Annotated in this window: 22 protein-coding genes; 3 read left to right on the forward strand and 19 right to left on the reverse strand. The window is 53.8% G+C overall.

Annotated elements, in window-relative coordinates; all coding sequences use genetic code 11:
• Positions 1–6 precede the first annotated feature (6 nt).
• Both lplT and aas read right to left on the reverse strand, forming a co-directional pair.
• Positions 7–1,236, reverse strand: a complete 1,230-nt coding sequence (gene lplT, locus R9X49_RS15230; protein ID WP_319849195.1) for a lysophospholipid transporter LplT — start codon at positions 1,234–1,236, stop codon at positions 7–9.
• Positions 1,233–3,404: a bifunctional acyl-ACP--phospholipid O-acyltransferase/long-chain-fatty-acid--ACP ligase gene (gene aas, locus R9X49_RS15235; RefSeq protein WP_319849196.1), complete on the reverse strand. Its 2,172-nt coding sequence runs from the start codon at positions 3,402–3,404 to the stop codon at positions 1,233–1,235. The genes lplT and aas overlap by 4 nt, the downstream gene beginning before the upstream one ends.
• Before the next feature lie 633 nt (positions 3,405–4,037).
• Between aas and R9X49_RS15240 the strand changes: the two genes are divergently transcribed.
• Complete coding sequence (locus R9X49_RS15240) at positions 4,038–5,693, forward strand: methyl-accepting chemotaxis protein (RefSeq protein WP_319849197.1); 1,656 nt, start codon at positions 4,038–4,040, stop codon at positions 5,691–5,693.
• A gap of 367 nt (positions 5,694–6,060) precedes the next feature.
• On the opposite strand, the gene R9X49_RS15245 is transcribed toward R9X49_RS15240, so the two are convergent.
• The 5 genes from R9X49_RS15245 to R9X49_RS15265 form a co-directional block, all read right to left on the reverse strand.
• Positions 6,061–6,528, reverse strand: a complete 468-nt coding sequence (locus R9X49_RS15245; protein ID WP_319849198.1) for a GNAT family N-acetyltransferase — start codon at positions 6,526–6,528, stop codon at positions 6,061–6,063.
• Positions 6,529–6,530: 2 nt separating this feature from the next.
• The gene (locus tag R9X49_RS15250) at positions 6,531–7,298 is read right to left on the reverse strand and encodes an FCD domain-containing protein (protein ID WP_319849199.1); all 768 of its coding nucleotides are present in this window, start codon (positions 7,296–7,298) and stop codon (positions 6,531–6,533) included.
• A 94-nt stretch (positions 7,299–7,392) separates the two neighbouring features.
• Entirely contained in the window at positions 7,393–7,710 is a 318-nt protein-coding gene (locus R9X49_RS15255) for a PTS sugar transporter subunit IIB (protein WP_319849200.1), read from the reverse strand.
• A gap of 29 nt (positions 7,711–7,739) precedes the next feature.
• A complete protein-coding gene (locus tag R9X49_RS15260; RefSeq protein ID WP_319849201.1) occupies positions 7,740–9,176 on the reverse strand; it encodes a glycoside hydrolase family 1 protein in 1,437 nt (478 codons plus the stop codon).
• Between the two features lie 24 nt (positions 9,177–9,200).
• Complete coding sequence (locus R9X49_RS15265) at positions 9,201–10,538, reverse strand: PTS sugar transporter subunit IIC (protein WP_319849202.1); 1,338 nt, start codon at positions 10,536–10,538, stop codon at positions 9,201–9,203.
• Between the two features lie 254 nt (positions 10,539–10,792).
• Here R9X49_RS15265 and R9X49_RS15270 point away from each other — a divergent pair, with 254 nt between their 5' ends.
• Together R9X49_RS15270 and R9X49_RS15275 are read left to right on the forward strand one after the other, a co-directional pair.
• Positions 10,793–11,137: a PTS lactose/cellobiose transporter subunit IIA gene (locus R9X49_RS15270; protein ID WP_319849203.1), complete on the forward strand. Its 345-nt coding sequence runs from the start codon at positions 10,793–10,795 to the stop codon at positions 11,135–11,137.
• A gap of 122 nt (positions 11,138–11,259) precedes the next feature.
• Complete coding sequence (locus tag R9X49_RS15275) at positions 11,260–12,282, forward strand: LacI family DNA-binding transcriptional regulator (protein WP_319849204.1); 1,023 nt, start codon at positions 11,260–11,262, stop codon at positions 12,280–12,282.
• 91 nt (positions 12,283–12,373) lie between these two features.
• On the opposite strand, the gene R9X49_RS15280 is transcribed toward R9X49_RS15275, so the two are convergent.
• From R9X49_RS15280 to R9X49_RS15335, 12 genes are read right to left on the reverse strand one after another with little or no spacing between them, the layout of a single operon-like run.
• Positions 12,374–13,549 carry an MFS transporter gene (locus R9X49_RS15280; RefSeq protein ID WP_271876091.1) on the reverse strand — a complete coding sequence of 392 codons (1,176 nt, stop codon included), beginning with the start codon at positions 13,547–13,549 and terminating at the stop codon, positions 12,374–12,376.
• A 24-nt stretch (positions 13,550–13,573) separates the two neighbouring features.
• Positions 13,574–14,179: an NUDIX domain-containing protein gene (locus R9X49_RS15285; RefSeq protein ID WP_319849205.1), complete on the reverse strand. Its 606-nt coding sequence runs from the start codon at positions 14,177–14,179 to the stop codon at positions 13,574–13,576.
• Positions 14,176–15,081, reverse strand: a complete 906-nt coding sequence (locus R9X49_RS15290) for a substrate-binding domain-containing protein (protein ID WP_319849206.1) — start codon at positions 15,079–15,081, stop codon at positions 14,176–14,178. The genes R9X49_RS15285 and R9X49_RS15290 overlap by 4 nt, the downstream gene beginning before the upstream one ends.
• Positions 15,082–15,096: 15 nt before the next feature.
• On the reverse strand, positions 15,097–15,762 hold the full coding sequence (locus R9X49_RS15295; RefSeq protein WP_319849207.1) for an HAD family phosphatase: 666 nt from the start codon (positions 15,760–15,762) through the stop codon (positions 15,097–15,099).
• 28 nt (positions 15,763–15,790) lie between these two features.
• A complete protein-coding gene (gene mtnP / locus R9X49_RS15300; protein WP_319849208.1) occupies positions 15,791–16,696 on the reverse strand; it encodes an S-methyl-5'-thioadenosine phosphorylase in 906 nt (301 codons plus the stop codon).
• Positions 16,689–17,822, reverse strand: a complete 1,134-nt coding sequence (locus R9X49_RS15305; protein ID WP_319849209.1) for a fatty acid desaturase — start codon at positions 17,820–17,822, stop codon at positions 16,689–16,691. The genes mtnP and R9X49_RS15305 overlap by 8 nt, the downstream gene beginning before the upstream one ends.
• 28 nt (positions 17,823–17,850) lie before the next feature.
• Entirely contained in the window at positions 17,851–18,504 is a 654-nt protein-coding gene (locus tag R9X49_RS15310) for an HAD family hydrolase (RefSeq protein WP_319849210.1), read from the reverse strand.
• A gap of 11 nt (positions 18,505–18,515) precedes the next feature.
• Entirely contained in the window at positions 18,516–19,856 is a 1,341-nt protein-coding gene (locus R9X49_RS15315) for an NAD(P)/FAD-dependent oxidoreductase (protein WP_319849211.1), read from the reverse strand.
• Positions 19,853–21,799 (reverse strand): DegT/DnrJ/EryC1/StrS family aminotransferase, encoded by a 1,947-nt coding sequence (locus R9X49_RS15320; RefSeq protein ID WP_319849212.1) that lies wholly within the window; start codon positions 21,797–21,799, stop codon positions 19,853–19,855. The genes R9X49_RS15315 and R9X49_RS15320 overlap by 4 nt, the downstream gene beginning before the upstream one ends.
• A 10-nt stretch (positions 21,800–21,809) precedes the next feature.
• Entirely contained in the window at positions 21,810–22,934 is a 1,125-nt protein-coding gene (locus tag R9X49_RS15325; RefSeq protein WP_319849213.1) for a DegT/DnrJ/EryC1/StrS family aminotransferase, read from the reverse strand.
• A 28-nt stretch (positions 22,935–22,962) separates the two neighbouring features.
• Positions 22,963–23,955 carry a Gfo/Idh/MocA family oxidoreductase gene (locus tag R9X49_RS15330; RefSeq protein ID WP_319849214.1) on the reverse strand — a complete coding sequence of 331 codons (993 nt, stop codon included), beginning with the start codon at positions 23,953–23,955 and terminating at the stop codon, positions 22,963–22,965.
• Positions 23,952–24,512 (reverse strand): NUDIX hydrolase, encoded by a 561-nt coding sequence (locus tag R9X49_RS15335; RefSeq protein WP_319849215.1) that lies wholly within the window; start codon positions 24,510–24,512, stop codon positions 23,952–23,954. The genes R9X49_RS15330 and R9X49_RS15335 overlap by 4 nt, the downstream gene beginning before the upstream one ends.
• Between the last annotated feature and the right edge of the window lie 425 nt (positions 24,513–24,937).

The following is a 24,937-nucleotide window of genomic DNA, read 5'->3' on the forward strand; positions in this document are numbered from 1 at the left end:
AGACGTTTATTCTTTACCTGCGCCGAGGAAACGATCGCGGCGTTTCGCCAGAACCAACCATGCCCACAGTAGCGCAATCGCCAGCGCAAACAGGACGCCAAAGCCAATCCCGATGGCGATAACTGACACGCCCAGTTTCACCACCAGAGAATAGAGCCCCAGCATTAACAACATAGCGCCGTTCTCACCCAAATTCTGTACGGCGATCGCATTCCCCGCACCGACGCTGGCCTTCCCACGCTCCTGCAACAGCGCATTCAGCGGAACAATGAAGAACCCACCCAGCGCCCCCAGCAGAATCAGCAGCGAGTAGGCACTCATGAGGTTATTCTGAAGCGTGAAAATCACCACCACCACGCCGATCAGGAACCCCGCAGGCAAGCAGCGTCGTACGCTATCGAGCGTCACCAGCTTCGCAGCCGCACCAGCTCCCACCACGATGCCCACCGCGACCATCGCGTTAAGCAACGTCGGTGTGGCATTGTCGGTAATCCCAAGCGCATGCGGTACCCACAGTACCAGAAGAAAGCGCAGCGTCACGCCCGCGCCCCAGAACATGCTGGTGCCGATCAGCGAGAGCCGGGCGTCGCCATCGCGCCACAGCACCCGACAGGCGGAAAAGAAGCTGCTCGCCATCTGCACCGGATGCCACGGCTGCCCCGGTCGTGCCGCGTTAAGGCGAGGAATCAGCATATTCGCCCCCAGCGCTATGCCGTATGCCACCGCGCAAATCGACAGCGCCCCGTAAATGTTCCAGTCCGCCAGCACGCCGCCTGCGACTGAACCGGTCAGGATCGCCGCAATCGTCGAGGCTTCCATCAGACCATTCGCTTTGACTAACTGATCGCCGCGCGTGATCTCGCCCAAAATGCCGTATTTCGCCGGTGAATACGCAGCCGCGCCAATCCCCACCAGCGTATACCCCAGAAACGGGTTCCCGCCCACGCAAATCAGCAGCGCGCCCGCCAGCTTCAGGGTATTGGCGAACATCATCACCTGCCCTTTGGAGAAGCTGTCCGCAATTTGTCCAACAAACGGTGCCAGAATGATGTACGCAGCGACAAACCCCATCTGTAAAAACGGCTGGCTCCAGTCGGGATACACCAGCTGTTTGATCAGCGCTAACGTGGCAAACAGCAGCGCGTTATCACCAAACGCGGAGAAGAACTGCGCAATAATCACCGCATTCATGCTGCGCGACAACAAAGGCGTCGCGGGTTCAGTCTGTTGGCTCATGCATTCTGCTCCGATGCGTTAGTTACAGGCTCTTCGGCCATGTGGCGCAGCGTGACAAAGTCAGGCTTGCCGCTGCCGAGTAGCGGTAAGGCTTTCACATAGCGAATATCGCGCGGCACAGCCAGTTCCGGCACACCGCTACTGCGAGCCTGTGTAAGCAACACGTCGCGGGTAATCTGGTTGTCCGTCGTAAACAGCACCAGCGCCTCGCCTTTACTGCTGTCGCTTTTCGCGCTGGCGGCATGCTGCGCTTCCGGCGACACCTTCGCCGCCAGCTGTTCCACGCTTTCCAGCGACACCATCTCCCCCGCCAGTTTGGCAAAGCGCTTCACGCGGCCGATGATGGTGCAGAATCCTTTTTCGTCCAGTTCGACGATATCACCGGTGTCATACCAGCCCTGCTGCAACTCGCCCTGTGCATTTTCTGCCGCTGGCGTTTCCAGCACGCCGGGGTTTTCCACCCGCAGATAGCCTTTCATGATATTCGGGCCGCGCAGTTGCAGACGGCCACCGCGCGTAATGCCCGGCACCGTGATCAACCGCGATTCAATTTCCGGCAACAACTTGCCGACGGAATGGATTTTCGTCGCCATCGGGACGTTGATCGCCACCACTGGCGCGCACTCGGTCACGCCGTACCCTTCAAGAATGCGGATACCAAATTTGTCCTGCCAGACCTGACGCGTGGTTTCAGACAGCTTTTCTGCCCCGGCAACCACATAGCGCAGGCGAGCAAAATCATACGGATGGGCAAAGCGCGCATAGTTGCCTAAAAACGTAGACGTGCCAAACAGCACGGTGCAGTTCTGGTCATAAACCAGCTCCGGCACGATGCGATAATGCAGCGGGCTAGGATAAAGAAATACGCGAGCGCCCGTCATCAGCGGCGTTAACAGCCCCACCGTCAGGCCAAACGCATGGAACAGCGGCAGCGCAGACATAAAGCGGTCGCGCGGCGTGAAATCAGCCACCGTACGAATCTGCTCGACGTTCGCCAGCAGGCTGTCATGGGAATGCACGACGCCTTTCGGATTCCCCTCGGAACCGGAGGTAAACAGCACGATGGCTGCATCGTCAGGCTTCTGCGGCAGCATCGCACGGGCAGGAAACAGTAGATGAAACAAGATCCACAGCTTATCCGCCAGCGTCACGGTGTCTTTCAAATCTTCCAGATAGACCCAGTTGGCCTCGCTGACCTGCTTCGGCAAATCCGTCAGTTTGCCCTTTTCAAGAAACTGGCGAGACGTGACGATAGTTTTGATCCCCGCCGCTTTCATCGCGCTTTGTAGCCCTTTCGCACCAGCGGTGTAGTTCAGCATGGCAGGAACGCGGTTACGCAGCGATGCGCCCAGAATAGATGCCGCGGTAATGGTCGCGTTGGGCAACAGCATACCGACATGTTCATCCGCACGGGTGAAGCGCTGCAAAATGCGCGACACGCCAAGCGATTTTTTCAGTAAGCCCTGATAGCTGTCTTCATTGAATGAGATATCCGCAATGCTGGGGGAGGAGCGCCCGTAACGGGTTCTCGCAGCCAGAAAAGCCTGATACAGCGTATGCTGCGGACGCGTTTCCATCCGCGCCTTCATCATAATCTGGTGCAAGTGTTCACCGGCCAACGCACGGCGTTCTCTGGCACTTGCGGCTTCCGGCATCGGCAACGTAGTCGGGGGTAAATAGGTGATCGTGATCGGCGGGAAGCAGCGGCGTTTAAACACGCCCGCCAACCGGCCAAACGGCGTGAACTCAGCGCCATCAATACGCACGGGGATAATCGTCGCCCCGGATTTCGCCGCGACAAACGCCGCGCCGCTGTAAATCTTCATCAGCGATCCGGTGACGCTGATACGCCCTTCTGGGAAAACCACGACGGGCTGACCGCGCTCGATCACTTTGATCAGCCCTTTGATCGCCAGAGGCTTGGTGGGATCCAGCGGCACAAAGTCGATATACGGCTTCAGCCAGCGCATAAACCAGCGATCGGAAATGGAGGAGTACACCGCAAAGACGGGTTTTATCGGTAAGAATAACGCGAGCAAGACACCATCAAGGAAAGAGACGTGATTGGGGGTGATGAGCAATTTGGATTGCTGAAACTGGCTGCTGTCGCCCTCGATCCGGATGCGGTACAGACGCTGGAACACCCAACGTAACAGGGTATGAATCATGCCTTCTCCCAATAGACAGATAAACGGGCAGCTTGCCGAAACGCAAAACCACCGGGCGATACGTCAAAATACTATATACATATCATACTTCAAGTTATGGACGCGCGGCTGAACGTGAAGATTGCCGTCGGCACAGCATTCACATAGCATGAAAATCGTTGGAGATAGCAAAAACGGGGAATTCAGGCAAAAAAAAACCTACGCATCCGCGTAGGTTGGTGTAATCAAATGGTTTCAATGTACAGAGCACATCGAATATCACCAATCAATACCTCTGGGACTTGTTACTCTAAGGATCGCCACTTATCTTCACCAGCGATGAATCGAAAGAGTTATTCTATAAGTGCAACCAACTGTAAAATTCTAGCGAATCATGTAAGGCAGCCCCCTTTTCACCCCACTTTCGCCGCATAAATACCGCTATTTTCCCCGAAAGGTTCCTTTTCCCTCGGATGCCTGTTTTTCGCCCTTTTACCGTCCGATCACATTTCCTGACTTTTTATAGGGAAATGACTCTCCAAACACAGGGGCATTAGTCCACTTTTTCAGCAGAATCAATCAGAAAGTGAGGAGTAGGATCGCGGAGTCTGCATGGGGCAGACGCTGAATTTAACCAGGTGTGTGTAACGAATAATGAAGAACTACAAAATAGGTACCCGGCTGGCCGGCGGCTTTGGCCTGCTTATTGCGCTTTCTCTGGCCATGCTGACCAGCGGCATTTATCAACTCAACCAGGTGTCCCACAGTACGCAACAGATGATGCAAGAACCGCTGCGCAAGGAGCGGCTGGCATCCGACTGGCATGCCACGCTTGTCGCTGGCGTCCAACGCAGTATGGCGGTTGCCCGCAGCAATGACGATTCGCTGGTTGAGCTGTTTGCGGCGGAAAACACCCGCGCCAGTAAAGAAAGCGGTAAACGACAGGAACAATTTGCCAGCCTGATTTCCACCCCCGAAGAAAAAGCCCTATTCGACAAAGTCGGCGAATACCGTCAGTCCTACATCAAAAAGCGCGATGCAATTATCGCGGAAAAAGGCGCGGGTAACTTCGATCGTGCCAGAACGCTCTTCGACAACGAATTCGTTCCGGCTTCCAACGGTTATCTGGCCAGCGTGGAAGCGCTGCGTGATCATCAGCGCGCCAGCATCGACCAAATGGGGCAAGACATTAACGCTGGCGCCAGCCGTGGCGACCTCATTCTCGCCGTCACGGGCGCGCTAAGCGCCATCATCGGCGTCCTGATCGCCTGGGTGCTCACACGCAGCATCGTGCAGCCGTTAGCGCGGGCGGTACGTGCAACACAGGCCGTCGCAGCGGGCGATCTGACGCATAACGTGCAGCCGGAAGGACGCGATGAAGCCGCCCAACTGCTGCATGCCCTGCAAGACATGACGGTGCGTCTGCGCACTATCGTTGGCGAAGTTCGTCAGGGTTCCGAATCCATTGCTGGCGCGTCTTCACAGCTTGCAGCAGGCAATATCGACCTGTCCAGCCGCACGGAAGAACAGGCCAGCGCGCTACAGGAAACTGCCGCTTCCATTGAGCAGCTAAGTTCGACGGTCAGACAGAATGCCGATAACGCGCGTCAGGCCAACCAACTGGCACAATCGACCACGCAGCAAGCACAGTCGGGCGGACAGTTGGTGACTGAAGTGGTGGAAACGATGGGGGCGATCGATTCCTCATCGAAGAAGATCGTCGATATCATCGGCGTGATCGACAGCATCGCATTCCAGACTAACATTCTGGCGCTGAATGCCGCCGTAGAAGCCGCACGGGCGGGTGAACAAGGCCGTGGTTTCGCCGTCGTCGCCAGTGAAGTACGCAGTCTGGCGCAGCGTAGCGCCTCTGCCGCTAAAGAAATCAAAGAGCTAATTGACCGTTCCGTTCAAACCGTGGAAGCGGGCAACCGACTAGTGGTGCAGGCGGGCGCGTCGATACAGGATATCGTCAACGGCGTGCGTAAGGTCAGCGATTTGGTCGGCGAGATTAGCTCTGCCAGCAATGAGCAGACGATGGGCATTGAGCAGGTGAACGTTGCGGTAAACCAGATGGAAGTCACGACCCAGCAGAATGCCTCGTTGGTGAATGAAGCCTCAGCCGCCACGCAGTCGCTCCAGCAGCAGGCCGCACAGTTGGCCGAGACGGTCAGCCAGTTCCGTCTGGGTAACGATCACCAGGTCGCCCGTGTGCCAGCGGTGACACCCACGTTAAGCCTTAAACCTGCGCTGGCAGCACCGGGTAAGAGCGTAGCCACAGCCAGTGAAGGTGACTGGACCTCGTTCTGATGCCATATTCTCTTCAGATCCCCTCGGCACAGTGCTGGAAGCGTTACGACTTATAACGGGTTCTGCAGTTATCTGGCGTAAAAATTATGCATCGGTGGGCTTGGCCGCCGAGTGAGCGGCATGGACGCCGCGAAAGCCAGTGCCGCGTCGGGAACGCGTCACTGGCGGCTCGGTTAGCGGTCAAGAACACCGATGGAACCGCGTAGCGGCATAATTTCCGCCAAAAGCCTTGGGGTCACGGGGCGAGCGGCGTGTGAGCCGCCCCGTGTCGGGCGCGTGCTACGAGGTAGCATGACAATAACGGTATTATCGCGCACGAAACTGTCTCTTAGCCTGCATAGAAACATGACTAAGACGAAGGGGCAGCCTACAGCGGCTGGTGGTACAGGCGTACGGCTTTGTCCGGGTAGTCCAGACCCTCACCGATGTAACGCCAGCCGTGTTTTTCGTAATAGCCGCTAAACGTGGCGTACAGATAGAGATCGTCAAAACCCTGACGGCGGCAGAAGTCCAGTACGTGCTGTTGCAGCGCGATGCCCAGCCCTTTGTCACGTTGGCTTTCTTCCACATACAGCGATGCCAGCCAGGGCGTCAGATCCTGTCGGCTGATTAAATCACAGCGCCAGAGCCCTACCGTTCCAACTAAGCGCTCGCCCTCCAGCGCGATAAACGTCAGCGGCAGCGCTGCTGGGTTCAGGCTATTGCGCACCACGCTGGCAAAAAATTCCCGGCTGTTCTGGCTGCCGAACGCCTGCCATATCCAGTCAATCACCTGCTCCTGATGCTGAGGATGATCCGCCAGATAAACAATGCTTACCCCAGAAACGTCTGTCATGGTTACACCAGTTTCCCCTGAAAAATCGGTACAGAATCAAACAAATAGCCGTCAAACTCCGGCGCATCGGCGTCAGAGATTTCCATCAGCGTATTTTTGACATTTTCGAGGTGCTGCCACATCGCCTGATAAGAACCAGACACATCGCGACGCCGCAGCGCCGCCAGAATAGCCTGATGATCCGCCAGCCATTTCAGACGATAACCCTGCGTTCCGACGTGGGTATAAAGCTGCTGCCAGAGCGCGTTATCATCACGGCACGCCCAGATATTGCTGACCGTTTCCAGCAGCATCTGGTTTTGTGTCGCCCCCGCAATTTGCAGATGGAACAGGCGATCGAAATCGCCGCGGTAATCTTTTCCAGCAATCGCGGCCTGCTCTTGCTCCAGCGTCTTACGCAGGTTTTCGATATCCGCTCGCGTTGCCATACGTGCCGCAAACGCGGCGATGTTGCTTTCCAGCAGTTGACGAGCCTGTAGCATTTCAAACGCGCCGATATGGTTTTTAGCGCCGTCTGCCGCCTCGTCTTCATCAGGAATGCGCAGGACATAAACCCCGGATCCCTGACGAATATCGACCGTGCCTTCCAGTTCAAGCATCAGTAGCGCTTCGCGCACTATCGTCCGGCTAACGCCATAGGTTTCCGCAATATTTCGTTCAGGAGGAAGGCGCGATCCAACAGGGTAATCCCCTGACTGAATCTTCTGACGTAAATCACAGCCGATTTCCTGATATTGCTTCTTCTCTTGCAGAACCACATCCTTCGCCACGCTTTCACCCTACATGCACTGTCGCCCTGAGTGTGGACCGGACGTCGGCCCACACCGAATGTATCCAGCCGCGTACTGACGCCGCGGTGGGGCATTAGTCTACCAAACTCAGCGCCTGATCCAGTACTTTTGCGCCATTTAATGTGCCGTAGGCGACAGGGTCGATCACCGCGATAGGAATCTGGTAGCTGTCCGTCAGCTTTTTATTTTCGTTGAGCTTGAAGCGCACCTGCGGCCCCAGCAGAACCGCAATAATCTCGCTGCTGAACTCCTGCAACTCATCACGCAAGTTTTGTTCCGGGATGGCGTAGATCTTCAGTTCCATTCCCCGGGTTTCCGCTTCTTTCTCCATCTTGGTGACCACCAGTGAGGTCGACATTCCTGCCGAGCAGGCCAGTACGATTCTTTTCATATTCCGTTCCTCATTTTGGTTATCTGCACCTACTTCTCTTCATCATCCAGCGTCAATTCAAGCCGACGCGTGTCATGTAGCTGGCGAAACCAGGCAGCAGACTTTTTCGGCCGCCGCTGCCGATCCTGTTCCAGATCGATTTCGATTAATCCGTAGCGATTTTTAAACGCGTTCATCGGCGAAACGTTGTCGGTAAACGCCCACAGCATGTAGCCGCGGCAGTTTGCGCCCTCTTCCTTCGCCTTCAGCGTCCAGTAAAGGTGCTCGGCGATAAATGCGATACGGTAATCGTCCTGAATCACGCCAGCGTCATCTTTAAAGCGCGCTTCGTTCTCAATACCGATGCCGTTTTCCGCCACAAACCACGGCGCATTGCCGTAGTCACGCTCCATGCGTTTCGCCATGTCGTAAATGATTTTGGGATTGATCTCCCAGCCGCGCGAGGTGTTCATACGACGCCCCGGCAGCTCAAAATGCTCGTAGTAATAGGCCGGATGGAACGGCGTCTCTTTGTTCCACTCACGGCTAGGTGCTTTGACCCGGTGCGGGTAATACAGGTTGATTCCTACTTCATCGACCGTGTTATCCCGAATGATCGCCAGCTCTTCTTCCGTGTAATCCCACTTCACCTGATGCTGCGACAGCAGCGCCACCAGCTCCGCCGGATATTCGCCTTTTAATGCCGGATCGAGAAACACCCGGTTATAGAACAGATCGTACAGGTGTGCCGCTTTCACATCGTGCGCTGCACGAGATCGTGGATACGTCACTTCGGGATTGAGGATCACGCCGATCGAACCGCCATCCCGGTGATAGCCATGCTGCCGAAACCGCTGCACCACTTTCGCCGTCGCCAGATTCTTATGGTGATTCCACTGCATCCAGGTGTGCGTGTTCTGCTCATAAGGGTAGCGTAGCGCGTCCAGATAAACGCGCGTCTGCACCACAATCGGCTCATTGAAGGTAAACCAGCGCTTCACTTTTCCGGCATAACGGGCAAAAACCGCCTCGGCGTATAGCACAAACCACTCCACCACCTGCTTGGATGACCAGCCCTGATACTTCTCCAGCAGGCAGGCGGGCAGTTCGTAATGTTCAAGGCAGATCATCGGTTCGATCCCCTGCCGGTGCATCTCATCCAGCAGGTTATCGATATAGGTCGCATATTCCTCATCGACGATGCCTTTCTCATAGTCCAGCAGAAAGCGTGACCAGTTTATCGACGTACGATAGTGCGTCAGCCCCGCCAGTTTCATCAGCGCCACGTCTTCCCGATAACGATTAAAGAAATCCGTCGCTTTTGCCGGGCCGTAGCCGTTGTGCCAGACCTGACGATCCTGCTGATACCAGAGATCCAGATAGGAATCCTGCCCCGCCTTCTTGCCGCTCCACCCTTCCGTTTGCCATGCCGATGCCGCCGCGCCCAGAATAAAATCAGGTGGAATAGTCAGTGCAACCTTACTCATGCGTTACCTCTCTTCTCGTCCCTTTCAGGCTTTTTCCGCTGTAGCCTGCTTTTCCGCTTCCAACTGCGCCAGTTCGGCACGACGGGACGCGACTTTGACAAACGGCAGATAGATCAGCGTTGCCACAATGATGCACACGATCTGTGTAGCGACCGCCCCCATTGAGCCTGCCGTCGACAGCCAGGCGTTAATGATCGGTGGCGTCGTCCACGGCACCATCACCACCGCTTTGCCCGCAAACCCCATGCTGGTAGCGAAATAGCCGATCGTGCCCGTCACTAACGGTGTGATAATGAAGGGAATAGCCAGAATCGGGTTGAGCATAATCGGCATACCAAAAATCACCGGCTCATTAATATTGAACACGCACGGGCCGAAGGAGATTTTGGCAATCTCTTTCATCTCTTTACGCTTAGAGGCAATCATCACCGCCAGCAGCAGGCCAATCGTCAGGCCGGAACCACCGATGCTCATGTACACATCCCAGAACGGCATGGTGATAATGTTCGGTATCTCCTGCCCTTGTTCGAACGCGGTCATGTTGACGGCAATCGCCCCCAGCAGCAGCGGTTCACGAATCGGTTTAATCATCTGGTTGCCGTGGATACCGATTACCCAGAACAACTGGGCGACAAACATCAGCACCAGTAAACCGGGAAGGCTTTGCACCACAGATTCCAGTGGCTGCTGCACGACTTTATAAACAGCGTCATACAGATACATGCCCGTCACGCGGTGAAACACAAACCCAAAGGTGGCGATAGCGACAACCGTGATGATGGAAGGAAACAGCGCAGAAAAAGAAGCCGCGACGTTGGGCGGCACGCTGTCCGGCATTTTAATCCGCAGCCGATCGACGCTTTCCAGTTTGGTATACATTTCTACTGACAGGATGGCGATAAACATCCCCAGAAACAGGCTCTTCGTATCGGAGAACTGTTTCGCCAGTACGTCTTTCACCACCATCATCTGCCCGTTGACGGCCATTTCGATCGTGGTTGGCGTCACGGCAATAAAGCAAATCACCGCCAGCAGGCCGGGAAACAGCCCGCGTGAACCGTTAATCTTCCCGAGTTCGATACCAATCAGGAAGACGGCGCCGATAGTCAGAAAGCTGAGCGTGGCATAGTTAATGCCGCTCATAATCGGTTTAAGTTCCGCCAGAAACGAGAACATGGAAAAACTGGCCAGACCATTTTTCGGATCCAGCACCATGTTGGAAATCAGAACGGAAAACGCCCCGACGATAATGACCGGCATCAGCGTAATAAAGGATGCCTTAATCGCCATAATGTAACGCAGACTGTTAAATTTATTGGCAAAGGAGCCCAATGAATCAATCAGTTGGTCCTTAAATGACATAACACCACCTCTTTCATCATCATATTGTTATATCGCGTGTGACACGCGGGATGGCCGTTACGCGCAGGGTAAATGCAGGTACCGCGCTTTCGCGTTTGGCATACCAAAAATCAACCATAATGAATTATTTTTCTGTGACACGATTCTCACAAGGCAATATTGGAATTCCAATATGATGAAAATGTGACTTTTGGCATACCATAAATATTCGGCGGATCTAAAACCGATCCCTGACAGCAATAAGGAAACCTACGATGAAAGACACAGAGAACCTCCCTGCATTCGATATGGAACAAACCGTGATGGAGCTATTGATCAACGCGGGTGAAGCACGCTCAAACGCCATGATGGCGATTCAGGCCGCGCGTCAACGGGAATGGCAACAGGCTGACGATCTGCTTGCCGCGTCACAAGAAGCGGCTCGTGCGGCCCACCGCGTTCAAACACGGCTGATCGGTCTGGACGAAGGGGAAGGCAAAGTGCCCGTCAATCTGATCATGGTGCATGCACAGGATCATCTGATGACCGCCATGCTGTGCCGGGATTTAGCAGAAGAGATTGTCCTATTACGACGAGAAATGGCGACATCACAAAACTGACAAAAATCTGATTGAGAAACGAGCATCGGACGTTAAATCCAACAATGTGCCTGTGGTAATATGCCGTAACAGGGATGGATAGGCGCTTTCAGCCCGTCATCATACTCAATTAAGGTGCAGCCATGAAAACCATGCAGGAAGTGGCGAAACGTGCAGGGGTGTCTAAAGCGACCGTCTCCAGAGTGCTAAACGGCACCGGTCAGGTCAAGCAGGCAACACGCGATGCGGTATTTCGGGCAATGGACGAGCTTGGCTACCGCCCTAACTTTCTGGCTCGTTCACTGGCTCGTCGCACCTCAAACAGTATCGGTCTTGTTATCTCTAATTTCGACGGCCCTTACTTTGGCCGCCTGCTGCGCCGTGCTACGGATATCGCGGAAAGCCACGGCAAACACCTCATCGTGACCGATGGGCACGATACGCCGGAGGATGAGCAGCGAGCGGTGCAACTTCTGTGTGACAGGCAGTGTGATGCAATTATTCTCTATACCCGCTACATGTCCGAAGCGGATCTCATGACGCTGCTGAATACGCTGACCATTCCGATGATCGTGATGAATCGCGATCTGCCGCAGGCACGGGAGCGCTGCATTTTCTTCCGCCAGCAGCAGGCCGCGTTTGACGTGGTGAATTACCTGATCGAACAGGGTCACCGCGAGATCGCCTGCATCACCGCACCGATGCAAACGCCGACAGCACAGGCACGGCTCGCGGGCTATCAGCAGGCATTAACCACTCACCAGATCGCGTTTGAACCACAGCGGGTGGCGTATGGAACCAGCATGGTGGCCAGCGGCTATCAGGCCGCACGGCAGTTGCTGAACAGCGGCATGAGTTTTAGCGCGCTGTTTGCCAGCAACGATCACATGGCCATTGGCGCGATGAAAGCCCTGTACGAGGCGGGGAAAAAATTGCCGCAGGATGTCTCCGTCTTCGGCTTTGACGATGAACCCTGTGCGACCTACCTGCACCCGTCACTTTCCACCGTCTATATGCCGATTGAAGAGATGGCCGCCACGGCGATTACCCAAGTGCTGGATCTGATCGCGGGCAAAGACGTCAAACCGCTACAGCCCTTCACCGGTGAACTGAAACTGCGCGAATCGGTACAGAAAGGGCCGTACTATTCCCGCAGCGATCGCTGATCCCGTCATTCCCGCTGATATCGGCCTGCTCCCTGAGCAGGTCCGGCAGCTTTGAAACCAGAGACGCAACAGGCATACGCCCAGTGGTTTATTAAGACAGCTTACGTGATAGCAGGTAGGCCACCAGCATCACGGGCGGAATCACGGTCAATAGCCCGATAGCGCCAACCAGCCCGATACTTTCACCTACGTTGCCCAGTAACAGGGGCGCCAGTAAGAGTGCCAGCCCTACCGACTGAGTTGCTCCCGCTGCGATTTTTGACAGAAACTGCGGCGGTTGCTGCGTCGCAACCGATAATATTAACGGGAAAAAATTCCCCAGACAGGCTCCTAAAATCGCCAGACTCACCAGTGCGACGGTGACATGGGGAACCAGCCACAGAATAACCAAGCCGATTCCACCAACGATGATTGCCCCGATCAGCAGCGTGTTGATTTCATAGCGCAGCAGCAGGCGGCTCACCGCAATCCGCCCGACAATCGTGCCACCGAAGTAGGCAGACATCATCCCGACGCTGGTCGCAACCGTTACGGATAGCTGCTCTTCCAAAAACTGTGCGCCCCAAAAACCGATGCCCCACTCTGCTGAAATGCCGAGGAAAATCATGCCGAACATCAGGAACGCCACCAGCGGCAGACGGGGAGAACGCTCCGCAGGATTGCTGGTTGAGGTGGCGATATTGACAGGCACCCGCGATAGATTTTCGGGCGCAATAAAGAGAAGAGGCAGCAGCGCGATAATGGGCACGAACATCGCCATCCGCCATCCCCAGCCTGACTCTACCGCGAGGCTGACAAAGACCGGTCCGGCAAAGACCCCGATGGCGGCAAAAATACATCCTTCCGTGATAGCCACCCCGCTGTTTTCACCGTGATGACGTGCCAGCGATTCCTGAATGGCAATTTGCATGGCGCCCCCCGCCAGCCCCAACACCAACGACATGCTTAGCGTTGCCGATGACGGCATTGGCAGGGAAAAAATGGCAACCGCAATCGTCACCGCGAACGAGCTGGTGAGCAGGATACGTTTTGGCGATACCCTTTTTGAACAGTAGGTAACGATAAAGCCCGTCGCAAACATGCCAATGGCGTAAAGGCTAAAGTGCCAGCCAATCACGATTCTGGACAGCTGTAATTCATCACGCAGGAAAGGAGTGATAGAGCCCGGTACGGCCTGATGAAAACCGCACACCACTGACAACATATATAAATAGAACGTGTAATAGTCGCGCTTGAATTGGGGTTTAACCAGGCTCTGTTCCGTCATCTATTCATTTCCTTTAGGGGAGAATTACGGCTTACAAATATTTTTAATCACCAGGTGCTGAAGCAAAATAATGGTTTTGGCATCAATAATCTGGCCGTCATCAATCATTTGCAGCGCATCTTTAATCGGGATTTCCATGACCTTGATATCTTCGCCCTCTTCTGCGATACCGCCGCCTTCATTGATTCGCATCTCGTGCGTAAACGGCGCAATAAAGAAGTGTAGACGCTCGGTAACAGATCCGGGGCTCATGAATATTTCACCAATTTTTGTGACTTCATTGAGCTTATATCCGGTTTCCTCCTCTGCCTCTTTTCTGATGGCCTGTATCGGGTCACGTTCGTCCAACAGGCCTGCACACGCTTCAATAAGCTCATAATGATGGCCAATCAAAAAGGCTGGCAGACGAAACTGGCTGGTGAGAATGACCGTACGCGCATCCGGGTTGTAGAGCGCAATGGTCGCGCCGTGACCACGGTCATAGGCTTCACGAACCAGCCGCTGTTCCGTTCCGTTTGAACGTGTGTAAGTGATGTCGTATTTAGTGAGCTTTCCCCAGTCATTGGCTAATACCCAGCTGTCATTGACGACCGCCGTCGTGGCAGAGGGTGCATAAGTCGTGTTTTTCATAGGTAATTACCGTTTGCAATGGATTCAAGTTGGGATAACCAACGGGTTCGGTTTTCTACCGCGTTTTCGGCATCAATGACAAATAGCCGGCTATCTGGTTTTCCGAGAATAACTTTGTTATAGCTTGCGTAGAGTTCAGCCGCCTCTTCTGACCTGAGCCATTGAAGTGCCTGAGTGACCAGTGGACGGTGACGGGTCGTGGTAAAGCCTGCAAAGACTTCAGATTCAATGCCGATCGCATCTTGCGGTTCCACGAGTTGCAGCATGGGGCATTCCCGCTGCCGATTTGAGGCCGCTATTTTTACCGTCACGCCAGCCGCGATCTGCCCTTCTCCAGTCAACCGGGCGGGTTCCCACGCGGAAGGCGGCCTGATGCGCGCATTGCGATAAATATCAGAGAGGATCGCCCAGCCTTCAGGCTCACCGTAGAATTGCAGAATCGTCGCCAGAGCCAGAAACCCAGCGCCCGATACAGCGGGGTCAGGAAACGCAATCTTCCCCAGAAGCGCCGGTTGGGCAAGATCGACCCAGGATGCGATATCCACACCCGTTTCAGAGAGGACGGCGGGATCGACGACAAACGCGGTTGAAAAACCAGTGATGCGCATATATCCATCGGCGTCAGCGCCTGGCGCAAATAGCACCTCGCTTAAATCGAGGGTTCGCGAGGCGGTATCCGCCCACCCCAGAATCATATCCACCTGAGGAGCATGCTGCTCCTCAGCCAGCCTTGCCGTCAGCGCTGCCGTAGGCATTCTTTCAATGTGGATCGCCACATCCGGCATGTGATGCGCGAGAGCACGCAGATAATCGGCAAGCTCATAGGGTTCAAAAGAGCTATAGGCCTTGAGCGTGGCCGTTGAGCCGTCGCCCGTTGGGGCATGAATGAGAGTGGAGGTCATGTTGGTTCCTTTACCTCACGCGCTAAGCTTGCTGAGCATGACCGTCAGCTTGTCGTCTTTGAAATCAGGGATCGCCGCTGATGCGCCATACTTCAGCAACGCCGCTTCATCCAGTGCGCCCGTCATACCGAAGGTAAATACCCCCGCCGCCGCCGCAGACTGAATACCGGGGCCGGAATCCTCAAACGCTAATGCGTTTTCAGGCCCAACACCCAGCAGTCGCATCGCTTCCGCGTAGGGATAAGGATCGGGTTTGCTACGCGGCAGTTCCGCGCCGATAAGCAGATGATCGACAGACTCCAGTAAATGTAGTCCCTTCAACATCATAATGGCGCTTTCACGCGGCGCGTTGGTCACCACAGCGATCCCAATGTTTCTGTCCTGCGCCCACTCGAAGAGCTCAGTCACGCCCGGCCGGCCTTCCAGCGGCCCCGTAAGCTGCTTCCTGAACAGCGCTTCTTTACGCTCCCCCAGTTCATACCGGTGCTCGGGCGGTAAATTGGGGAAAAGATCGCGCGTGATGTGATCCATCGGCGCGCCCATGATTTTTTCGTTGTAATAGTCGATCGTGACGGACTGACCAAAGTCGGCCAGGAGTTCATTAAACGCGGCCAGATGCAACCGGTCTGTATCGAGCAATGTTCCATCCAGGTCAAACAACAATCCTGCGGTAGTTTTCATTCCAATCTCTCCCAGCTAAGCAACGATTTCAGGACGACATATCGTCCTGGATAACACGGTCAAGTAACGGTGAAAAACGGCTAATGGCTTCGGACGTGATCAGGCTGAAATCCGTCATGATGGCGCCATCTAACGCGTGTTGGCAGCGATCACGGCATAGCGCCTCACGCTGCGCGAGTTTTGGCACGATGACGGATAACAGAGACTCGGCTTTCTTAATATTGTCGGCCATCTGCTCACTGACCATGGCGGCATTCACCGCCTCATGGGAGGTATGCCAGCAATCGTAATCAGTCACCATTGCGACCATGTTGTAGCAAAGCTCCGCTTCGCGGCAGAGCTTTGGCTCTGGCATCGCCGTCATGCCAATGACTGTGCCCCCCATTTGGCGATGGAATGCGGATTCCGCTTTGGTTGAAAAGTGCGGCCCTTCCATCACGACATACAGCCCCTTTGCCAGATGTGGAATGGAGAGTTCGTCCAGTGCATCAACCAGCAGCGAGTGGTTATCCGTGCAAACCGGCTTCCCAAAAGGAACATGCGCCACCACCCCTGAACCGAAGAAGGTATTTACGCGGCGGTACGTCCGATCGATATATTGATCGATCGCGACAAACGTACCGGGAGGGGCTTCTTCGACCAGGCTGCCAACGGCGCTGAACGAGATCACCTGCGAAACCCCCAGCGCCTTGAGCGCGGCAATGTTGGCTCTGACGTTAATTTCCGAGGGCAGCAGCCTGTGGCCGATGCCATGACGATTCACGATCGCTACCGGCACCCCGGCTATCTCGCCAAGCGTGATGATGCCGGAAGGGTCGCCAAAGGAAGTCGTGACGTTGATGCGCTCAGGCGCCTCGATGATCGACAGAGAATCCATACCGCTGCCACAGATGATCCCAATACGGGGTGGCGTAGTCGTTCGTTGATCAGTCATTAATCGTTCCTCTTTCCCTGTTTAGTGGCGATTGAACAGCCGTGTTGACGAGCCGGTGGTATAGCTCAGAGAGCGCAGCAGGTTGCCCGCCTGAACCAAAGATCATTCCCTTCGCGATGTACTGCGTGTACCGCGGTTCATTGACTTTCAGCGCCCAGTCCACGGCGGGCATATATTGATAGCGAACGGTTGGATAAATGTGGTGTGCCAGATGATAGGCGTCGGACATCGGAAATATCAGATACCGCTGAATCGCACCGAACACGCCGGAAAAATCCGTGGCGCGGCCATGTTCATAGTCATGGGCAAGCCGGTAGCGGGTTGGGGTATAGGGCGTGTGCCAGCGGTGTTTTGAGAGCAGCGACCACCACGAAAACAGCGGATAAATGGAGAAAACAGGAACCACCCACCCGACAATCAATGCCGCAACGCCGCCCACCCACAGATACAGCGCTACCACGCTTATCGTCACGATGAGGCGCAGCAGTGCGGTCTGCTTCGAGGTATTTTCGCGAAACACATCGCGAAAGTTACCTTTGATGTTATTAGCCAGACCTTTAAGGCTAACCGGGTAGAACAAGGCTTTGATGAACTGACCACGGCTGATGCCGGGCACCATACCTGCGGCAATGACCCGCCGCAGATTCGGATCTTTACCCGGAACGTCCGCATTAGGGTGATGTTCAATGACGTGCGTAATAAAGCGCGAATCCATATCCCTTTTCAGCGTCGGGAACTGGAAAAACGTGTTGGACAGGAACCACTGTAGCTTCTTCGAAGGGCACAGCGCCACGTGCAGCGCATTGTGACCCAGCTCTTGTAGCGCTCTCATCCGTCCCGAGGTCACCACCGCCAGCAGCACGCCGGACAGCACGCTATAGTCTGTCCAGCGGAAGAACAGCACGGCGGCAAAAATCTCCAGCCAACAGTAGATAAACGGCAGCGGCGCGAAGAGCGTATCGAATCGCTTGTAGTAACTGATCTCATCTCTGTTGCCGGGGCTAAGTTTGAATTTCGGCAGGATCCGCTCACCGTCGCGATAATAAAGCTTGATCGCCAGCCGGAAAAACAGGCTTAACGCGATCAGTACCACCATCACATCGAAAACACGATCTTGGTTTAGCATGTGAAACCTCTCCATGGTATTGGCGAAATTAGCGGAAATAGGCGCGGTATACCGATGACAGATCCCCGAAAACAAACGGGTGAATAGCGCTCAGCCGCTCGTGCGTCTGATGGCCGTGAGAAACAGAGGCCATCTGCCAGCCGCAGGCGTGTGCGACATCGATATCATGGTCGGTATCACCGATCATCAGGGCGTCCGTTCCCGGATTGCCCAGTACCGAGTCTAGCTCCAGAGCAATACCCTGCTTGCCTTTAGCCTGAGTATTCGTGAGGCCAAACACATGATCGACCAGGTGATCGATGCCAGCGCTGGCTAGATTGTTCTGCAACGTCTCGTGCTGGCTGGCAGACAGCACGGAGATGCTCACGCCGGTACGTCGCAACATACTGATGATATCCACCGCCCCCTGATGGAGAGGACACTGGTTGATTTCGCTATTGAAAATACTCAGATACGTGTGGATCAAATCGTCGAATCGTCCGCTCTCGCAGTCGATCCCGACCGCCTGATAGAACGATTGGATCGGGAACCCAAAATGCTCGCGATATCTCTTTGCATCGAGAGGAGGCAGCGTTTGTAATTCCCTCACCGCATTTAGCCCCTTCACCGCCAGCGCCAGGTCATCGACCAGCGTGCCATTCCAGTCGAAAATAACGTGTTTAATCGCAGTGCTATCTTTCATCGTGATATTCCTTATCGTATGGCTCGGGCAATGACGCTGGATAATGAGGCTCTAACTATGGGGAAGCGATAGAGCGTGCGCTGCGCTTCTAGCAGGTTAGCGATCTTGAGGGTGGCAATCGCCACATCCCGATTGTGGAACGACGCGGCGTGAACCAGGCTGATATATGTCTCTTTCAGCTTATTTTTCAAGGCGGCTTTGGCGGCCTGCTGGCTCAGGCTTTCATCGCTTTTTTTGGCCTGCTGCCAGGAGATTTCCGTCGCCATCACTTGCACATTCAGCACCTGCTGGGCCGAGATCGTGCGCTGGAGGTACTCAGGCAGCGCGCTGTCCAGCGCTTCGGCTTGCAGGGCTGAAACACTCATCCCCTGGCTGTAGATGGGGTTGATGCTGCATAGCGCATCCCCCACGACCAGAAAGCCATCAGGCCATGACGGCATAAGGTCATAGCGGCGTCTCAGGCTGCACGGCATCTTGAACTGGTGAAACTCACTCAGCGGCTCCAGCTTGCTGACCTCATCATGGATGTCAGGCACCGGCAGCTCGGCAAGGAATCGCATAAAGTCATGCTCATTGGGCTTGGGCGATGCGCCGAACCAGCCTCCGGCAGTGACGATATACTTGTCTCCCTCAATGGGGCTGATAACGCCCATACTGCGTTTTGTCGGCAGATTGGGCGTCACCAGCAGCACTTTCCAGCCGGTCTGACGCGTTGTGTCTTTCTTATAGACGCGCGATACATAGCCGAGCTGATTCTCGACCTCTTCACGCTGAACCTCGCCGTAGCCTAGCTGCTTCAGCCATGCCGCAGCCTTTGAGTTTCTGCCAGAGGCATCTACTACCAGATCGGCCTCCAGTGTTTCCTCCACTTGCCCGACGCTCGCGACAAGCCCTCGAACGGTTCCGTCATCATGAATAAGGTGTTTAACCCGATAGCCATCCTTAATCTCGATATTCGGTACACGTCTGGCCGATTGTCGCAGGACATGCTCAAGCAGCGTTCTTGAGCAGTAGTGCGCGGTAATACCGGTAGGCCAGCGCTGCTTCCAGCCGACGCCGGCATAGCATTTCACGCCATGAGACAGATCGATCTCTTCAGCCCCGAAGTGCAGCAGTTCGTTCTTAAAACCGGGATAGAAATTCTCGATAATCTGGACGCCGCGGTTTAATAGCAGGTGCACATGATGTTCCTGCGGCACCGTCCGACGCGTGCAGGGTTCATCACTAAACGTATCCAAATCGAGCAGCACAACGTCCTTGAAGTGTCTGGCAAGCGAACGGGCGACCAGACAGCCAGCAATGCTGGCGCCAATGACGATAGCCTTGCCTGTAGCGTTTTTTAATGTCGTCATGACAGAACCTCCTCCGTATGTTCAGGCTGAAAGCTATTGAGTACCGCTGCGATAACCGCGATGTCAGCCTGTCGGATATCCGGGTGAACAGGTAAGGTGGTGATGCTCGCCAGCATCCGTTCGGCATTCGGGCACGGCGTGGCTTTGTCACGTAAAACGGGATACTGGTACAGCGCCTTACAGTTATACAGGGCGATATCCGAGGGGATGCCGGCATGAGACTGATGTTCAAGTAAAGCGGCATTACTGCCCGTCAGCGATCGCACGAGCAGTTTGGTGCCAGCGGGCTCGCCGCCAGAGATAATCGGTAACGGTTCAAGGTGCGGGTTGGTCAACAATTTGCCGAGCGTCTGCATAGTAGACAGACGATGCTGCACATCCTGTTCCAGTCGATGGAGTCGCGCCAGCCCCAGCGCGGCCTGTAAACCGCTGAGAGAGAAATTCAATACCGGATTGCGGGACGCGGTGAAATCACAGTGCGTGAACTGCTTTGCCTTCAGCGCCAGCTCGGCGTTATCCGTCAGCACCGCCCCACCCTCGCCGGTGACCAGCGTTTTGCTGTGGTGCGTGGAAAACGTCGCCATATCGGCGTATTTCCAGAGGAATTCGCCATCCAGTTTGGCCTTGTGCGCCAGTGCGATATCCAGCAGGTAATACAGGCCTTTCGCACGTGCAAACGCGGCCACGCGTTTAGCATCAACCGGATATCCCCACATCGGGATATCAATAATCGCTCTGGTTTTGCCGTCGATCATGCGTTCTGCCATAGCCAAATCGATGGTGAAATCATCCGGGCTGATATCGCAAAATACCGGTTCAACGCGCATAAACGTGAGGGCATACACCGTACACAAGGGGCATGTCGGCGTTAACAGCACCTTGTCGCCCGGCTTGAGGCCAAAGGCAGACAGCGCGACAACGAGCGAGCCATATCCCGATGACGTGGCAATAGCATGCCCGGCATTAAAATGCGTTTTTAGCTGCTGTTCGTATTGGCGAACGGTTTCGGATCGTCCCCCGATGCCGCTGTTCAACGCGGCCAGCACAAACGCTTCTTCGCGGGTTCCGACAGGATAAAAGCTGTCTTTGATGGCGTGGGCGTCAGCCCCTGCGGCCACAGAAACAGAAGGAGATAGCGACTGACTGGCAGGGTGTTGGCTATCAGCATCCATTCGATAGCCCGCCGCACGATGCGCCGCATTTCTTGCCATCAGCGCCTGTAAACGAAGCCGCCCGACAGCACATTGGATACCACTGATTTTGTGGTTAACACCGATATGTATCCCATCCAGATCGGAGAATTGAGAATAGCTTTTCGCTCGGCGTCCCCATTCACGATGGCGGAAAAGCACGGCTCCGCCTTCGCCGGTGGAAATCGCGGAACCCCCTTCTCGCAAGGACAAAAGCCCGATGTCGAACCCCTCAGCGATCTGCCGATGGTCGAGCATCGTGTCAATAGACGCGGTTAACTCAACAATCGTGACAAGTTGCCTCGCGCGGCTCATCTCAATAATGTGGGCGATATCCTGACGATACAGAAAAGAGGAGGAAACCAGCACCGCTCTGGTTCTCTCACTGAAATGCTGCTCGAACGAAGCCAACTGTACGCGCAGCGTGCCAGGCTCATAGTCTGCGGCCACGGGTATCAACCCCGCATGCACCAAAGGCGACGTGACCCATGCCGGGACATCCGGCCCCACGATAACCTCATCGCCGGGCCGGAAATCGAGAGCACCGAGCATCACGCTGACGCCCCCGGTATCAGACGACGTCCCGACACATGCCGCAAACCCAGCCCAGTCTGCCAACTCGGATTCGAAGCGCGCGACCGTGGCAAGGGAGGTCTCCATATCCCCCGCCGCCACGGCAATAACGGCATCCAGCTCACGCTTTCTAGCCTGTACAGGATCGTGGAGATCGTTTGCAAAGATCGCGTCGTCCATGACCTCTTCCTTAGGCATTAAAATTGTCGTTCACGACACTGACGATGTAATCGATATCGCTATCGTTGAGCCCTTCATGGCAGGGAACGGTGAAGATGGTTTCAATGATGTGTTCCGCATTGGGACAAGGTTCTGCGTATGGCGTAAAAGCCGGTTCGCGATAAAGCGGCTTGTATTTGTATCGGGTGGTGTCGGACATCACGCCCTGAGAAAACATTCGGTTACCTTGCTCAACGCTCGCGCCGTTGAGGTTGTGGTAGACCATGGAATAACCATTGATCTCCGCGCCCTGATAGCGAGGAAATTCCTGTATTGTCGGGATAGCCGACAGCGCCTGCCGCACTTTTTGCACGCGCTCGCGGCGATCCGCAATTTTGCGATCGAGTTTCTTTAACTGATTGATACCCAGCGCAGCGCACAGCGGCGACAATTTGAAGTTGGTGCCAATGTCTTCACCCAAGATGTAACCGTTGTTCCTGCTGGATGCTTTGAGCCCGTGGTGCTGCCATCTGAGCATCCGCTCATAGACATCATCATCATTGGTCAGACAGAAGCCGCCCTCGCCCGTGCTCATCAGCTTACGTTCATGAGTAGAGAAACAGGAAACATCACCAAACGTCCCCAGATATTGCCCGTCAGAGGTGGTACCAAACGCGTGAGCACAGTCCTCAATCAGCCGAATGCCTTGCGTCTTGCAAAAATCCACCACGGCACGCATTTCAATCGGGTAACCCCACATCGGGACAACAATCAATGCCTTGATCGGCTGTTCCTGCACAAGTTTGCGCAAGTGATCGAGATCCGGCGAAAAAGACAGGGGTGAAACATCGCAGAAAACCGGGACGCAGCCTGTCGTGATAATCGGCAGGATCGTCATAATCGGTGCGGTAGGTGGCAGCGCAATACGATCGCCTGGCTGCAAACCCAGCCCCCGAATCGCCAATTCAATCGCCACGGTGCCATTGCAACACGGTAACGCTTTGGTCGTGCCAAAATATCTGGCGAGCGCGTGTTCGTATTCCGTCAATATAGGGGATTTACCCGAAAAACTCGTGGTATTAAACGCGGAAAGTACGGCGTCATAATCGCTTTGGTCGAAATTGATATGAAGATTCTGATACGTTTTTTCGGTCATAAGATAATCCCTTAACGTTAACCTGAGCTTAATAATTAACCGCTAACACGCGTTTGCACTGTTCTTCGATAGCATCCATGCAGCGATAGGTTTCAATCAGCGTTGACAACGCCGTCTTGGAATCCCGGTCACCTGACTGAATAGCATTGATAAAATCGAGAATCTCACCCGTATATCCCGCTCTCGAATACCCCGAGGACAGCGGGCTGACGGCCCAGGTGTCACACCAGCGTTTGCGTTCACCTTTCAGATACGTTTTGTCCATATCCGCAACGCTAATCGTACTCAGTGATGTGCTCTTAATATGAAGCCGGTCATCGGCTAATACGTCTAAATCAAAAGTGAAGTGTGGCGAGGTATTACTGGTAATGAGCGTACCATGAGCGCCATTCACAAACTCAAGCAATACGCTAAATATAATATTTCCGTCGCTGCTATTATCCGCCACCGATAATTTCTTAACCGAGCCGCAGAGATGTATCAGGAGGTCGAGGCCGTGAATAGTCTGTGCATGCAAAAAGGATTTTAACACGCTGTTATAATCCCAGAGTACAGAGACCGGCTTATTAGCCATTTGCCGTAAACTGATCATCTGTATTTTATCGTTATAGATTTGTTTAATACGTTCAGTTACATCTGCAAAACGAAAGTTCATGCCGGAACCGGTAATCACGCCTTTTCGCTTCGCCATTTCAGCAAGGCGAATAACATCTTCAGAACTCGCCGCTACGGGTTTTTCTAATAAGACGGGGATACCCCGTTCTATCGCATCATAGGCGATCCGATAATGCGCTGAGGGATAACACGCCACGATGACCGCATCGAGTTCGCATTTATCCATCATGTCACAATGATTACTGAATATTTTTGCTTCATCAAATTTAAACAGGGTCGCCGCCTCCAGACACTTTGCCGGATCAGTATCGCAAATCGCAGCAATTTCCACGCCAAATAATGCATTACACGCGGGTATAAGATTTTCACGAGCTTGTGCACCAAATCCAACGAATCCGATTTTCATAATACCTCCATTTTTTCTCTCAGTATTAAAAGCGATGGGAGCTGCGTGTAATCTTCAAGCCTGTCAATGCTTATCCACTGTAGATTTGTCGCCTCTTGCTCATTGATAACCAGCGGTACATGCCTGTCAGCCTGTAGCAAAAAACGAATATCATAGTGGTAATGTTCAGGCTCTTTGGGGTTGGCGGGAATGAGGTGAATATCGATATCCAATATCTCGTTAGAGACAACATTAACGTCTGCTATGCCTGTCTCTTCCTGTGTTTCTCGTAATACAGTATCGATAATATCGGCATTACCATCACAGTGACCACCAGGTGGTAACCACATATTCAGTTTTTTATGTCTTAAAAGAAGGGTGTGTTGTCTTTCGTTATCCACAATAAAAGCCGTTCCCGTAACATGGCCTTCTAATGTGGATCGTTCAAAGGGGTGGGACGTCGCATCAATAAAATATTGCAGACGTTTAGCATTCACATCATCTCTATCTGTTGTGATAGGAAACCTATAGCTGATGTCAGCATTAAGTTTCAGGATTACACTTCTGCCATCTTGCACGTTTATTCCCTCAAGCGTCTTATGACATATAACGTATTATTTATCCGCGAGTTTCATAAAATCCCGCATCAGTCTTTCCATATCACTGACTACTTCGTTATTACATAAAAACCGCAAGGCACATCAGATAGATTTATTATAATTAAACCAATAATTAGACAGCTAATTTAAAAAACACGTAACTCAATAAAACCAATGACATCACAAAGGCTAAAACTTATCGTCTTAATTAAATAAATAGGATGCATATTAAATATATAGACCTGTTATATGAAAAATATAAGACAGGCTATACGCTCACTGTTACTCGCTTATTAATATGTGAGTAAAATATCAGAAAACAATCTATACACAATGGCGTTGCAACTTATTTTCACCATAAGAAAACATAAAAAATACTAATTTAATGATTTTCATTAACATTT

This window comes from Pectobacterium carotovorum (genome assembly GCF_033898505.1).
GTDB classification, from domain to species: domain Bacteria; phylum Pseudomonadota; class Gammaproteobacteria; order Enterobacterales; family Enterobacteriaceae; genus Pectobacterium; species Pectobacterium carotovorum_J.